The sequence below is a fragment of the Streptomyces sp. NPDC055400 genome (assembly GCF_053644375.1).
Map to the genome: position 1 here is coordinate 248,357 of NZ_JBSHLM010000009.1, position 14,186 is coordinate 262,542.

The window sequence follows — 14,186 nt, forward strand, 5'->3', positions numbered from 1 at the left end:
GGTAGCGGCGCACCGTCTCGGTGAGGTCCTTCTCATCGCCGACGACGGCCAGGCCGGCGGCGTGACTGTGGCCTGACAGCTCGATGACACGGGCGTGGAACGGGATCTGGTTGTAGAAGGCGAGCGCCTCGTGGACCTTGGCGCGCAGGGCGTCGGGCGTCGGGTGACGACGCTGGTGACGAAGGCGACGACGTGGGCCGATTCAGGGAGAGCTCGTCACTCCTTGCCGCGGACGACGGTGACAGGACAGTGAGCCTGTTGCAGCAGTGACTGGCTGACCGATCCCAGGAGCAGCCCGGTGAAGCCACCCCGCCCCCTGGCCCCGACGACCACGAGTTGGGCGGTCCTGCTCGCCTCGATCAACGCCTCGTGGGTCACGCCGAGCACCAGTTCGTGCTTGACCGGGACCTGCGGATACTTCTCCTGACGACCCGCGAGTGCCTGGGCCAGCAGACGTTCCTCGTTCTCGGCGACTGCGCCCGCCTGGGGCACGTCCGCCAACTGCGGCGGAGCCAGCGGCAGGGGCACGTTGTCCGGCGTCCACGCGTGCAGGGCCACGATTTCGGCACCCCTGAGCGCGGCCTCGGCGAACGCGAAATCGACCGCTTCCTCGCCGGCCCGCGACCCGTCGACGCCCAGCACGATCGGCCCGGCGGCGTCCGGTTCCCCGCGCACCACCATCACCGGACAGTGGCCGTGGGCAGTCAGGTAGACCGCGGTCGACCCCAGCAGCATCCCGACGAAGCCTCCCCTGCCCCGGGATCCGACGACCACCAGATCCGCGTCACGCGACTGAGCCTCCAGCACCGTCAGCGCCTCGCCGGCCACCACGTCATGGGTGATCTCCACCTGAGGTGCCACGCTGGCGGCTCGATGCAGCGCCGCGGTCAGCGCGCTCTCGACCTCGTCGGGCAACACTCCCTCGGGTGGGCCGAAGGGCGCCGCGGCCATCGGCACGGGCCCGGGCGTAATCACCGGCCAGAGGGCATACACGACTCGAAGCCCCGCACGCCGCCATCGCGCTTCTCGAGCCGCCGCCTCCACCGCTGCGAGGCCGGACGGCGAACCATCCACCCCCACGACGACCAGGTTGCCCACGGCGCCTCCCATGTCCGACTCGGCCCCTTGCTCCCAGCCTGACCCCACCGACGCGTCCCTGCCACAGGACTGGGCGGCAGCGCATGACGCCCACTGCCCGAACTGCTGCGTTCGTACCGGGGGTGCGCTGACGGCAGGGCCCTCCTGCGGCGGCCGCACCGTCCGCCGCCCACGCCGCCCCTGCCGGTGCCAAACCCGGCACCGGCAGGCACGGCACTTGGGATGTGACCGGCGTCACTCTGTACTCCTCGATGTCCGCAGGTCATCATATGACCCGATCGCTGCTTGTGACTGCAGCAGCACAACGACACGTACGAGTCGACGAGTCAACGATGACGAGGGCGGACATGAACGACGAGCAGCGGCCCGTACGGCCGCGCGTGGGCGTGGTGGGGCTCGGGGCCATGGGCCTGGGCATGGCCCGCAGCCTGCGCACCGCCGGACACCACGTGGGGGTCCACGACCTGCGGCCGGAGGTGGCCGCCGAATTCGCCCGGGACGGCGGGACGGCGTTCGCCTCACCCGCCGAGCTGGCGGCCGAGGTGGATGTCCTGATCGGCGTCGTGGTCAACGCGGCGCAGGTCGAGTCGGTCCTCTTCGGCGACGGAGCGGCGGCCGAGCGGCTGCGCCCCGGATCCGTCTACGTGATGTGCTCCACCGTCGACCCGGACTGGTCGGCCGATCTGGAGCGCCGCCTGGGCGTGTCCGGCGTGCTCTACCTGGACGCGCCCATCTCCGGCGGGGCCGTCCGCGCGGCAGCCGGTGAGCTGACGATGATGACGTCGGGCTGCGCCGCGGCGTACGCCGTCGCCGACCCGGCACTCGAAGCCATGAGCTCCACCGTGTACCGTCTCGGCGACCACGCCGGTCTCGGCTCTAAGGTCAAGATCGTGAATCAGCTGCTCGCGGGCGTGCACATCGCCGCGGCAGCCGAGGCGATGGCTCTGGGGATCAAGGCCGGCGTTCCGGCCGAGGCGCTCTACGAGGTCATCACGCACAGCGCCGGCAACTCATGGATGTTCGAAAACCGTATGGCACATGTGCTGGCGGGCGACTACACGCCGCTGTCCGCCGTCGACATCTTCGTCAAGGACCTGGGGCTCGTACTGGATTCGGCCCGGCCGCAGAAGTTCCCGCTGCCGCTGTCCGCCACCGCCCACCAGATGTTCCTGCAGGCGTCCGCCTCCGGGCTCGGCGGCGAGGACGACAGCGCGGTCATCAAGATCTTCCCCGGCATCGACCTGCCGCAGCCCGCGGACCGGCCCCAGCCAACCCACCAGCCCAAGAAGGAGGACTGACGTGAGCGTCCGCCTCGGGTGCATCGCCGACGACTTCACCGGCGCCACCGACCTGGCCAACAACCTGGTGCGCGCGGGCATGCGCGTACTCCAGCTGATCGACGTACCGGCCGAAGGCGCCGACCCCACGACTGATCCCACGCTCGACGCGGACGCGGTGGTCATCGCCCTCAAGTCGCGTACGGTCCCGGCGGCCGAGGCCGTCGAGGCGTCCCTTCGCGCCCTTGAGTGGCTGCGCGCCGCGGGCGCCGAGCAGATCTACTTCAAGTACTGCTCCACCTTCGACTCGACGCCGGCCGGCAACATCGGCCAGGTCACCGAGGCCCTGATGGAGGCCCTCGGCACCGACTTCACCGTCGCGACGCCCGCGTTCCCCGACAACGGGCGCACCGTCTTCAAGGGCCACCTCTTCGTCGGCGACGTCCTGCTCGGCGAGTCCGGCATGCGCCACCACCCGCTCACGCCGATGACCGACTCCAACCTGGTGTCCGTGCTCGACGCGCAGACGACCCGGCCGGTCGGCCTCATCGACCACAAGGTGGTGGCGGAAGGCGCTGACGCCGTCCGGGCCCGGATCACGCGACTGCGGGCGGACGGGGTCGGCGCCGCGATCGTCGACGCCGTGTCCAATGACGATCTCCTGCGGCTCGGTGCGGCGGTCAAGGAGCTGCCGCTGGTGACCGCCGGTTCGGGCCTGGCCATCGGGCTGCCCGCGAACTGGGGGTTCGAACCGTCCCCGGCCGCCGCCCAGCTGCCCCCTGCCTCCGGCCGGCAGGCCGTCGTCGCCGGTTCGGTGTCCGCCGCCACGCACGGTCAGGTACGGGAGTTCCTCAGCACCGGCCGCCCCGCGTTCAGCGTCGACCCCCTTCGGATCGCCGCCGGCGAGGACATCGCCGCCGAGGCGCTCTCCTTCGCCGACAAGCACCTCGCCGACGGGCCCGTGCTCGTCTACTCGACCGAGTCGCCGGACGCGGTCCGCTCCGTCCAGGGTCAGCTCGGCGCCGCCGAGGCGGGTGAGCTGGTCGAGCAGACGCTCGCCCGCGTCGCCCAGGGACTCATCCAGCGCGGCGTACGGCAACTCGTGGTCGCGGGCGGCGAGACCTCCGGCGCTGTCGTGCAGGCGCTCGGCCTCACGGGCCTGCGCATCGGCGGGCAGATCGACCCGGGTGTGCCGTGGTGCGCGGCGCCGCTGCCCGGCGGCGACACCCTCCACATCACCCTCAAGTCGGGCAACTTCGGCGGCCCGGACTTCTTCACCGCGGCCTTCGCCCTCCTGAACGAGGAGTCCAAGTGACTCAGGGCCTCAAGACACAGGACCTCAAGGCGGCTGCCGCCCGCGCCGAGATCGTCCGCGTCGGCACCAGCCTGTTCGGCCGCGGCTACGTCCACGCCAGCGCCGGCAACATCAGCGCGAAGCTCGACGACGGCCACGGCCACCTGATCACGCCGACCGACGCGGCCCTCGGCTTCCTCGAGGCCGACCGGCTCGCGCAGGTCGACGCTGCCGGGGAGCAGATCGCGGGCGACCGCGCCAGCAAGACGCTCACGCTGCACCGGCGCATCTACGCGGCCGACCCCACGGCCCGGTTCGTCATCCACACCCACTCCACGCACCTGGTCGCGCTGACGCTGGCCGGCGTGTGGCAGCAGGACGACGTGCTCCCGCCCCTCACCCCGTACTACGTGATGAAGGTGGGCCACGTCCCGCTCGTCCCGTACCACCGTCCCGGCGACCCGCGCGTCGCCGGCCTGGTCACGGACCGCATCAACTCCCGTGCGGCGAACGGGACTCCGATCCGGGCCGTGCTCCTCGACCGGCTCGGCCCCGTCGTCTGGGGCCCGGACGCCGCGTCCGCACTGGCCGTACTGGAGGAACTGGAGGAGACCGCACGCCTCTGGCTGACGACCGGCCGCAGGCCGGAGCCGCTCCCCGACGACGCCATCGACGAACTGAGGACCGCCTTCGGCGCCTCCTGGTAACACCCCGTCCCGTCCCCATCCGCTCGAAATCCCCTGAGCCGCACAAGGAAGTGCCCCTCATGCCTACGACCGTCCCCACGGCCGAAAGCCCCGAACTGACCCGCGAGAACGCCGTGTTCCGCAAGGTCATCCGGCGCATCGTCCCCTTCCTGATTCTCTGCTACGTCGTCTCGTACCTGGACCGGGTCAACGTCGGCTTCGCCAAGCTGCAGATGTCCGAGGACCTCGGCTTCAGCGAGGCTGCGTACGGCCTCGGCGCCGGCCTGTTCTTCATCGGCTACTTCCTGTTCGAAGTCCCCTCGAACCTGATGCTGCAAAAGGTCGGCGCCCGCACCTGGATCGCCCGGATCATGATCAGCTGGGGCGTGGTCTCGGCGCTGTTCGTCTTCGTCAACAACGAGGCGACGTTCTACGTGCTCCGGTTCCTGCTCGGCGCCGCCGAGGCCGGGTTCTACCCGGGCGTGATCCTCTACTGCACGTACTGGTTCCCGTCCGCGCGGCGGGCCCGGGTGATCGCGCTGTTCATGTCGGCCATCCCCGTGGCGGGCATCTTCGGCAACCCTCTCTCGGGCTGGATCATGGACGTCTTCGAGGGCACCGGCGGCTGGAACGGCTGGCAGTGGCTGTTCCTCATCGAGGCGCTGCCCGCCATCGCCATCGGCGTGATGACGCTGTTCTACCTGGACAACAGCGTGCGCGACGCGAAGTGGCTGAGCGACGACGAGAAGAGCGTGATCGAGCGCGCGCTCGCCGAGGACACCAAGCACCACGGCGAGCACGGCAGGACGTGGGACGCGTTCCGCGACCCCAAGGTGTGGCTGATGTGCCTCATCTACTTCTTCTTCGTCATGGGTCAGTACGCGCTCACGTTCTGGATGCCGACCTTCGTCGAGTCCACCGGCATCGAGGGCGGCTTCGCGATCGGCGCGCTGAGCGCCGTGCCGTACCTGGCCGCGCTCGTCGCGATGAACCTCTTCGGCCGCTCCGCCGACAAGCGGCGCGAGCGCCGCTGGCACCTGGTCGTCCCGAGCCTGATGGGCGCCGTCGGGTTCTCGCTGGCCGCGAGCTGGACCGGGTCGACCGCCCTGTCCCTGGTCGCGCTGTCGATCGCCGCCGCGGGCGTGCTGACCTGCGCACCGCTGTTCTGGTCGCTGCCGACCGCCTTCCTCAGCGGCACCGCGGCCGCCGCCGGGCTCGCCGTCATCAACTCGGTCGGCAACCTGGCCGGCTTCGTCAGCCCGTACATGATCGGCTCGCTGAAGGACGCCACCGACTCGACGGCGATCCCGATGTACGTCCTGGCGCTGGGCCTGGTCATCGGCGCCGCGGCCGTCCTCGCCACCAAGAAGAGCGTCGTCAACCGCTGACCGAGCCTGTCTCACACCTTACGGAGTCACCATGCCGAGGTTCGCCGCGAACCTGTCCACCCTGTATCCCGAGCACGACTTCCCCCACCGCTTCGCCGCGGCCGCCGCGGACGGCTTCGAGGCCGTCGAGTACCTCTTCCCGTACGCGTACGAGGCGACCGAGCTGCGGCTCCGTCTCGACGTGCACGGCCTGCGGCAGGTGCTGTTCAACGCGCCGCCCGGGGACTGGGACTCGGGTGAGCGCGGGATCGCGGCGCTTCCCGGACGCGAGGCGGAGGTGCGCGACGGCGTCGAGCGGGCGTTGGAGTACGCCGCCGCGCTCGACTGCCCGCGCGTGCACATGATGGCGGGCCTGGTCCCGCAGGGCGCCGACCCGGCGCCGTACCGCGCGACCTACCTGTCGAACCTCGCGTACGCCGCCGAGCAGGCCGCGGCGGCGGGCGTCGACATCCTGATCGAGCCGATCAACGGCCGCGACATGCCGGGCTACTTCCTCAGCCGGCAGGCCGACGCCCACGCCGTCGTCCAGGAGGTGGGGGCCTCCAACCTGAAGGTCCAACTCGACCTGTACCACTGCCAGATCGTCGAGGGTGACCTCACCGCCACACTCCGCCGCGACCTGCCCACCGGCCGCGTCGCCCACCTTCAGATCGCGGGCGTGCCCGACCGTCACGAGCCCGATGCCGGAGAACTGAACCTCCGTCATCTCATGTCCGTCGTCGACGAGCTGGGCTTCGACGGCTGGATCGGCTGCGAGTACTTCCCCAAGGCCGGCACGAGCGAGGGTCTCGGCTGGCGAGACACGTTCCAAGGAGACAACGCATGAGGATCGTCATCACGGGTGGCTTCGGCTTCCTCGGCCGCCAGGTGGCCGGGGCCCTGCTGGAGCAGCGCACGTTCGAGGGCGCCCCCATCACCCGCCTCGTCCTCGCCGACCTCTTCGTACCGCAGGAATCGCCGCTGGCCGCCGACCCGCTCGTGGACGTGGTCCAGGGCGACCTGACCGAGCACCTCGGCGACCTGTTCGCGCAGCCCGTGGACGTGGTCATCCACCTCGCTGCCGCGGTCTCCGCCGAGTGCGAGGCCGACTTCGACCTCGGCATGGGCGCCAACCTGGATACGACCCGCGCCCTCCTCCAGGCGGCGCGCGCCCAGTCGGCCGCGGGTCTTCCGAAGGTACGGGTGGTCTTCGCGAGCAGCGTCGCCGTCTACGGCTCTGACGCCGCGCTGGCGCTGCCGGAGGTCGTCAGCGAGGAGACGCTGCCCACGCCGCAGTCCAGCTACGGCGTCCAGAAGCGGATCTGCGAGCAGCTGATCGCCGAGTACACCCGCCGCGGCTTCCTCGACGGCCGCGTCACACGCCTGATGACGGTCTCGGTGCGCCCCGGCAAGCCGAACGCGGCGGCCTCCGGTTTCCTGTCCGGCATCGTCCGCGAGCCGCTGGCCGGCCTCGAGGCGACCTGCCCGGTCAGCCCGGACCTGCGGGTCGCCCTCGCCTCCCCCCGCCGCACGGTCGAGGGCATTCTGCGCGTGGCCCAGGCCGAGCGCGGCGAGGGCCCCGGGCAGCTGTCCGGCGGCCTCCCGGTCAACCTCCCGGCCCTCACGGTCACGGTCGCCGAGATCCTCGACACGCTGCGTCAGGTCGCCGGGGACGCCGTCGCCGACCTGGTGAAGGTCGCCCCCGACCCGGCCGTCGAGGCCATCGTCGGCTCCTGGCCGGCCGCCTTCGACAACACCCGCGCGGCCTGGCTCGGACTTGAGCCCGACGCGGACTTCGCGGCGGTGGTGCACCAGTACGTCGCCGACCACGCGCAGGCCGTCACCGCCGTGGCGGCCAGGCCCACGCCGATAGACTGACGACCATGTTTACCAAGGTGGACGGGCCCGTCCGGCTCGCGGACCGCGTCGCCGCGATGCTCGCGGACGAGATCGAGTCCGGGCGGCTGACCACGGGCGACAAACTGCCGACCGAGGTCGAGCTGGTCAAGCAGCTCGGCGTCAGCCGCACCGTGATCCGCGAGGCCGTGTCCCGGCTGGCCAGCGCCGGCCTGGTCGAGCCGCGCCAGGGGCGGGGCGTCTTCGTCCTGCCCCGGCGCACCCGGCCACTCGACCTCGAAGCCGACACCACCAGCACCACCGACACCAAGGCCAAGGTGCTGCAGATCGTCGAGGTCCGCCGCGCCATGGAGGGTGAGGCGGCCGAGCTCGCCGCCACCCGCGCCACCGCCGCCGACCACGCCCGGATGCGAAAGGCCCTCGACGCGATCGACGCGGCGGTCGCGGCCGGCGGCGACGGCGCCGACGAGGACCTGGCCTTCCACCGCTCCATCGCGGAGTCGACCGGCAACACGGTCCTGGTCTCCACCGTCCGCTACCTCGGCGAGGTCTCCCGCGGCGGCATCCGCGTCACCCGCGCCAACGAGGCCCGCAGGGGCGACTTCTTCGACGCGGTCCGCGAGGAGCACCACGCCATCCTGGCCGCCATCGAGCAGGGCAACGCCAAAGCGGCCCGCACGGCCGCCCGCCGCCACCTCAAACACGCGGCGGTCCGGCTCCAGAAGGCGGACCCCGAGTTCTGGCACACGGCGCAGGACCTGGGCGTGGAGCTCGACGCGACTCCGTAATTCCCTTGGGGCCCGGCCCATTGACGTCGCCCACCTCTCGCCCGCAAGGCCCACGGGCCGTCCGCGAATCCAAGATTGCGGTGGCGGCGTTCGCGGGCAGCGGGGTCGGGGCGGTGCTGCGGGTGATCGGCGATCCACGTCCATGCGGTCCGCGTGCCGTGTCACGAGCCGGTGGCGCCAGGGGTATTCACTCCCGCCCCGGGGCACGTCATCCGACCGCGGCGTCCTCGGCCTCCCAGCGCAGCAGGTCCCCCGGCTGGCACTTGAGCACCTCGCACAGCGCGGCGAGCGTCGCGAAGCGCACCGCCTTGGCGCGGCCGTTCTTGAGTACCGCCAGGTTGGCGGGCGTGATCCCCACGCGCTCCGCGAGTTCACCCACGGACATCTTCCGCCTGGCCAGCATCACGTCGATGTCGACGATGATCGCCATCAGATCACCTCGTCCAACTCGGCCTGCATCTGCGCCGCTTCGCTGTCGCGGGCGACAGCTTGGGCGAGCAGCATCCGCAGCACGAGCACGATGAGCGCGACCCCCAGGATGGCCAGGCCAATCCCGCCCATGATGACGGTGACGCCCGGGTCCTCCCGCTGGCCCGGCGCATTGACGGCCGTGACCGCGAACCACAGGAGGGCAGCCGCCACGATCGCGCCGATCACACCGTCCACGTACCGGAAGGCGGCGTGGGAGAACACGGTCCCGCGGCGCACCATCGTCACCAGCCGCCATACGCAGACCAGGGCGACCTGGGCCACCACCATGCCCAGGATCGTGATCACGCGCAGCGCGGTCAGCGGGAGCGACCCGTCCTCCGGGTCACTCCCACTGACCAGCACCCACACCATCGATGCCTGTACGAACACGGTGCCGGTCAGCACCACCACGAGAACGGCACGCAACGCACGCACTGTCAGCTTTCCCACGACCCATCCCTCCATCGAGTTACGATGGGAATCTATCGATTTTCGATAGATGAAGCAAGGGCCGGTACGGCGGGTGGGCGGCGGCGCTTCGCACCGGGGCGGACGAGGCCGCGCATGCGCCTGCCCCAGGCGCGGTGGCCAGGGACGACAAGCAGCCGAGAGCCGGCGAACCTCCGCCACTGCACAGGGGCGGCCACGGTCGTCGCGGGCCGCCTACCTGTCTGACGAAGCCGAAGGCCGTCACCCCGTGCTCGGGGTGACGGCCACTTACGCAGCTACCGGTTACTCGAAGGTCTCGCCGCTCTTGGCCTTCTCCAGCGGCGGAGACAGGCGGAGACAGCCTTCCTGCGCCACCTGTCTCGAAGCCATCGAACGCGTCGCCCTCAAGAGGTCCGCCGCTCCGCCGGACACCCCTCACCCAGTCGGGCAAGAAGCACTGCGGCCCGCCGGGACCAGCGCGCACTTCGGGTCACGCTTCCCCAGGATCAACACCCGGCCTTCGGGCATCGCATGTTCAGCCGCTCAGGTCTGGCACTGCCCCGTGCCGGCGGTGGACCAGCCGCTCCAGGCGCCCCCGTCGGCACGGGCGTGTACGCGAATCTCGACCCTCACACCGGGCGCGCACACCCGGGTCGAGCTTCCCACCTCCGTGGGCTCGACGGTGCCACCCGCCGGGACATAGGTGCGACCGCTGCCCAACTTCACCCAGTAGCCACCGTCGACGACACGGAAGAACGCCTCGTAGGACACGTTCACCGCCCTCGGCCCCGTGTTGCGCGCCTTGACGTACGCCGTGATCTCCCGAGTGTAAATGCGGCCTTCCTTTCCGCGTTGGGCGCTGATGCAGCCGTTGACGGCCACCCGGCCGGTCGACACTCCACCGCCGCAGGCGACTGCTGCGGCGTGAGCGTTCGCCGGAATGGTCAGCAGGGTGAGCGCGGCAGCGCCCAGGATTGTTCCGATGCGCCTCATATACCTAACTCTGTTTCTTTCGTTACCGATTGCCTCAGAGGAACCATTACGCGTCGAGGCGTCGAGGGGCAGCGGCTCATCGACTTCTTCACTCCAACGGAAGCAGACGGTGCTCGGTGCGCGCAGATGCGTACGCGATCACCTCCGCGGCGAGGTTCCGTTCCCCCTGGCCGTGTGTTCTCCGTCGGTCTGCAGGAGCGGGTCGAGTCGATGGTCTTCGCTCCCAGGTTGCCGGGGTCGTCGCCGGTGCTGAGGATCGTGAACTCCGCCGCGACCAGGCGCAGTCCGTCGGGGGCCGCGAAGATGTCCAGCGACGGTTTGGCGTTGTCCTCGTACCTGGTCAGCGTGACGTCGGCCTGAACGTGGCCCGCGACGCCCAGACCGGGCAAGCCCTCCAGCAAAGGGTCGCGAACATCTGCTCCTTGATGGCAGGCCGCTCCGGTACCGACCCCGCACGAAGTCCGTACCGGTGGCCGCTGCGGCGAGATCGTCTGTCGTGTCCAACAACAAGCCGGCGAGGTGCTCGTCGACGAGATTCTTCAGGCCGCGCAGCGCTTCGGGGCCGGCTGCGCCCCGGGGAGGCTGGCGTGCGGGCGCCTAGGTCTGGCCCCATGCTGGAAGAAGGGGTGTGACAACCGAGGGAGTGGTGGGGATGCAGGCCGTAGTGGACCTCACGCGCTGCCAGGGCTACGCACAGTGCGTCTTTCTCGCGCCGGAGGTATTCGAGCTACACGGCGAGGAGGGGCTGCTGTACGCGACGGCGGTTCCCGACGACCAGGTCGAGTACGTGCGCCGGGCCGCGGCGGCGTGCCCGGTGCAGGCGATCCTCCTCGGGGAAGAGGTGAGCGGCGGTGCCCGGTGACCTCAAGGACGGCCGCATCGTCATCGTCGGAGCCTCGCTGGCCGGGCTCAGAGCCGCGGAGGCGCTGCGCGAGGAGGGTTTCACCGGCTCGCTCACCGTGGTCGGGGACGAGTCCCACCCGCCCTATGACCGGCCGCCGCTGTCCAAGCAGGTGCTGCTCGGGCGGGCGATGGCAGACACCACCGGGCTGCCGATGCGCCGGGACCCGGACGCCGAGTGGAGGCTGGGCGTACGCGCCACCGGCGTGGACCCACTCGCGAAACAGGTGCTGCTCGATGACGGCGAGTCGCTGCCGTACGACCGGCTGCTGATCACCACCGGGACCCGCGCCCGGCCCTGGCCCAACCAGGAGGAGGGCGCCCTGGACGGGGTGTTCACCCTGCGCACCCGCGAGGACGGCGCAGGGCTGGCCGAGCGGCTGGCCGCCGGGCCGGAGCGGGTGCTGGTGATCGGCGGCGGCTTCACCGGCTCGGAGATCGCCTCCGCCTGCCGGGAACGGGGACTGGAGGTCACGGTCGCCGAACGCGGCCCCGCGCCCCTGGTGGGCGCGCTCGGCGGCACTCTCGCGAAACTCGCGGCCGCCATGCAACGCAACCACGGCGTGGACCTGCGCACCGGGGTGACGGTCACCGCCCTGCGCGGGAACGGCAGCTTCACCGGCGCCGACCTGTCCGACGGCAGCCGCGTCGACGCCGACGTGTGCGTCGTGGCGCTGGGCGCGATCCGCAACGTCGAGTGGCTGGCGGACTCCGGGCTGGCGGCGGGCCCGCGCGGGATCGCCTGCGACGCCGGCTGCCGCGCCTTCAACATGTACGGCATCGTCACCGACGACGTCTTCGCGGCCGGTGACGTCTCCCGCTTCCCGCACCCGCTGTTCGGCTACCAGATGCTCTCCCTGGAGCACTGGGGCAACGCGGTCGAGCAGGCCGAGGTGGCGGCCCACAACATGGTCAGTCCGGGGCCATTGCGGCGCCCGCACCTGGCCATCCCGACGTTCTGGTCGACCCAGTTCGGGCTCAACATCAAATCGGTGGGCGTGCCCACCTACTCCGACCACGTGGTCATCGCCCAGGGCTCTCTGGAGGCGCGCCGCCTGGCAATGGTCTACGGCTACCAGGGGCGGGTCACCGCCGCGGTCACCGTAGACATGGCCAAGTCACTGGACTACTACCGGCACCTGATCGAGACGGCCGCACCCTTCCCGCCCCCACCCGGCGCGGCCGACCGCGCGATCGCGGCCGACGTACCGATCCCCTCCGATGTGCCGGATCCTTCCGTACTCTCCCACGGCCCCACCGTGGCGCTCACCGGATACCTGCCCGACCGCCGGTTGACCGTGGTGCAGCCCATGCGCTGACCCCCGCCCGTCCCACGACGACGCCGCGCCGCCCTGTGCCAGGCGCTGGGCGCGAGGCAGGATGTCGGCCTCCGAGATCGCACGCATCCCGGGCCTGTACGGTGCAATCCCCACCGCCCAATACCTCCAACACGCCGGCGACACGGTCCCGCACCTCGACGTTCTCGGCGTGCAGAACAGGCGGCAGATCCTCGCCGCAGCAGGCAGCCGGGAATATCGTCCGAGCCCGCCCAAAGACAGCCGTAGTGCACCCGCCGGCAGGTGGCCGACCAGGTGCACGGCGGGTCCAGCGCCTCCGTGTGCCCCTCGGCTGAGGGGCCAGGAAGCCAAGCCTTAACTGTCCGTTGCCCAGGTGCCCAGGGCGATCTCGGCGGTGATGCCGGGACCGAAGCCGGCCATCAGGCCTTGGTGGCCCTCGAGTGCCGACTGCTCCTCAAACATGCGGTCGAGGGCGTCGAGGACGACTGCGCTGGCGATGTTTCCGTACTCGGTGAGTGTGGCCCGACTGAAGCGGAACGCTTCGGGCGGTATGTCGAGGCAGCGGCTCAGGTCGTCCAGGATGCGCGGCCCGCCTGCGTGGACGATGTAGAAGTCCAGTTTGCCGACGTTCCATTGGTGCTCTTCCGCCAGCGCGCGCAACGCGGGGCTGAGGGGCTCCATCGTCTTCGGTACCCGCTTGTCGAGCTGGAAGTGGAAGCCGGTCGAGCGAACCGCGTAGGAGATCCAGTCCTCGGTGTGGGGTATGAGGTACGAGCCATTGCGCTCCAGGCGCATTCCGGTGCCGCCCTGGCCCCGGACGACAACGGCGGCGATGCCGTCACCGAACAGGCCGTTGGAGAGCAGCGATCCCACGCCGATGTCACCCGGCTGATAGCACAGGGAGCAGAACTCGCAGGCCACGATCAGGACATTGGCGTCGGGGTATGCCGTGCAGAAGTCGTGCGCCCGGTTCACGGCCGCTCCGCCTGCTGCGCAACCGAGTTGGGCGATGGGCAGCTGCCGTGTCTGCGGTTTGAAGCCCATGGTGTTGATGAGCCACGCGGTCAGCGAGGGCATCATGAAGCCGGTGCAGGACACGTAGATGATCAAGTCGATGTCCAGGGGCTCGAGTTGAGCCTGGTCCAGTGCACGCTGAACCACCTTCGGGACGCGGGCCTTGGACTCCCTCTCATAGATGGTGCTGCGCACATCCAGTCCCGGATGCTTGAGGACCACATCGATGGGCTGGATCAGATGCCGCTTCTGTACCCCGGTGTTCTCGATCAGGCTCAGCGCCAGGTCGAGTTGCGGATGGTCGTGGTGCATCCTCCGCGCCAGTTCGAGGGTTTCCTCATTGGTGATGACGTGTTCGGGTATCGCGATTGCCGGCTTGCAGAGAACTGCCATGGGAGTGACTCCTTGCAGTTGGTGGCCCGGGCGCGGCCGGGACCGGGCCTGGGGTTCAGCGTTTGGAAGGGAGCCCCTGCTGCCCTGGGCGCTCAAAGACGGCGCGCACGTGGAATACCTGAGGGGAACACGGTCGACCGGACCGTCACACAATGCGTCCCGGCCGGGCGGCAAGTCCTGGCAGAGTCGCCGCCGCTGGAGTTGGCCAGCGCGTTCCAACGTACGCCAGATGGATCACCGCCGCACGTCGGACCGCTGCTCCCCGCAGTCGGCGTGAGCAGGGTGAAACCGCCGTCCTCGCCGCCTGCGGACGACCGCGTG

The 14,186-nt window shown here is 70.5% G+C and carries 14 protein-coding genes; 9 read left to right on the top strand and 5 right to left on the bottom strand.

All coding sequences use genetic code 11. From position 1 onward, the window contains the following. Positions 1–216 precede the first annotated feature (216 nt). A complete protein-coding gene (locus tag ACWIGU_RS24595) occupies positions 217–1,098 on the bottom strand; it encodes a universal stress protein (protein WP_454403852.1) in 882 nt (293 codons plus the stop codon). Between the two features lie 269 nt (positions 1,099–1,367). Between ACWIGU_RS24595 and ltnD the strand changes: the two genes are divergently transcribed. From ltnD to ACWIGU_RS24630, 7 genes are read left to right on the top strand one after another with little or no spacing between them, the layout of a single operon-like run. Further along, positions 1,368–2,396 carry an L-threonate dehydrogenase gene (gene ltnD / locus ACWIGU_RS24600; protein ID WP_454403853.1) on the top strand — a complete coding sequence of 343 codons (1,029 nt, stop codon included), beginning with the start codon at positions 1,368–1,370 and terminating at the stop codon, positions 2,394–2,396. A gap of 1 nt (position 2,397) precedes the next feature. Then, positions 2,398–3,690 carry a 3-oxo-tetronate kinase gene (otnK, locus tag ACWIGU_RS24605; protein WP_454403854.1) on the top strand — a complete coding sequence of 431 codons (1,293 nt, stop codon included), beginning with the start codon at positions 2,398–2,400 and terminating at the stop codon, positions 3,688–3,690. Next, positions 3,687–4,376: a class II aldolase/adducin family protein gene (locus tag ACWIGU_RS24610; protein ID WP_454403855.1), complete on the top strand. Its 690-nt coding sequence runs from the start codon at positions 3,687–3,689 to the stop codon at positions 4,374–4,376. The genes otnK and ACWIGU_RS24610 overlap by 4 nt, the downstream gene beginning before the upstream one ends. A gap of 59 nt (positions 4,377–4,435) precedes the next feature. Further along, a complete protein-coding gene (locus tag ACWIGU_RS24615; protein WP_454403856.1) occupies positions 4,436–5,743 on the top strand; it encodes an MFS transporter in 1,308 nt (435 codons plus the stop codon). 31 nt (positions 5,744–5,774) lie between these two features. After that, positions 5,775–6,569 (top strand): 2-oxo-tetronate isomerase, encoded by a 795-nt coding sequence (otnI, locus tag ACWIGU_RS24620; protein ID WP_454403857.1) that lies wholly within the window; start codon positions 5,775–5,777, stop codon positions 6,567–6,569. Next, positions 6,566–7,600, top strand: a complete 1,035-nt coding sequence (gene denD, locus ACWIGU_RS24625) for a D-erythronate dehydrogenase (protein WP_454403858.1) — start codon at positions 6,566–6,568, stop codon at positions 7,598–7,600. Before otnI ends, denD begins: the two co-directional genes overlap by 4 nt. A 5-nt stretch (positions 7,601–7,605) precedes the next feature. Further along, positions 7,606–8,367 carry a FadR/GntR family transcriptional regulator gene (locus ACWIGU_RS24630; RefSeq protein ID WP_454403859.1) on the top strand — a complete coding sequence of 254 codons (762 nt, stop codon included), beginning with the start codon at positions 7,606–7,608 and terminating at the stop codon, positions 8,365–8,367. 208 nt (positions 8,368–8,575) lie between these two features. On the opposite strand, the gene ACWIGU_RS24635 is transcribed toward ACWIGU_RS24630, so the two are convergent. The 3 genes from ACWIGU_RS24635 to ACWIGU_RS24645 all read right to left on the bottom strand — a co-directional run bounded on the left by ACWIGU_RS24635 (position 8,576) and on the right by ACWIGU_RS24645 (position 10,260). Further along, positions 8,576–8,797: a helix-turn-helix domain-containing protein gene (locus ACWIGU_RS24635; protein WP_454403860.1), complete on the bottom strand. Its 222-nt coding sequence runs from the start codon at positions 8,795–8,797 to the stop codon at positions 8,576–8,578. Beyond that, on the bottom strand, positions 8,797–9,288 hold the full coding sequence (locus ACWIGU_RS24640) for a DUF2975 domain-containing protein (protein WP_454403861.1): 492 nt from the start codon (positions 9,286–9,288) through the stop codon (positions 8,797–8,799). Before ACWIGU_RS24640 ends, ACWIGU_RS24635 begins: the two co-directional genes overlap by 1 nt. A 522-nt stretch (positions 9,289–9,810) precedes the next feature. After that, on the bottom strand, positions 9,811–10,260 hold the full coding sequence (locus tag ACWIGU_RS24645) for a hypothetical protein (protein ID WP_454403862.1): 450 nt from the start codon (positions 10,258–10,260) through the stop codon (positions 9,811–9,813). 652 nt (positions 10,261–10,912) lie between these two features. Here ACWIGU_RS24645 and ACWIGU_RS24650 point away from each other — a divergent pair. Then, entirely contained in the window at positions 10,913–11,122 is a 210-nt protein-coding gene (locus tag ACWIGU_RS24650; protein WP_454403863.1) for a ferredoxin, read from the top strand. After that, the gene (locus ACWIGU_RS24655; protein WP_454403864.1) at positions 11,112–12,479 is read left to right on the top strand and encodes an NAD(P)/FAD-dependent oxidoreductase; all 1,368 of its coding nucleotides are present in this window, start codon (positions 11,112–11,114) and stop codon (positions 12,477–12,479) included. The genes ACWIGU_RS24650 and ACWIGU_RS24655 overlap by 11 nt, the downstream gene beginning before the upstream one ends. 333 nt (positions 12,480–12,812) lie before the next feature. Here ACWIGU_RS24655 and ACWIGU_RS24660 read toward each other — a convergent pair whose 3' ends face one another. Beyond that, positions 12,813–13,865, bottom strand: a complete 1,053-nt coding sequence (locus ACWIGU_RS24660; RefSeq protein ID WP_454403865.1) for a type III polyketide synthase — start codon at positions 13,863–13,865, stop codon at positions 12,813–12,815. Positions 13,866–14,186 lie beyond the last annotated feature (321 nt).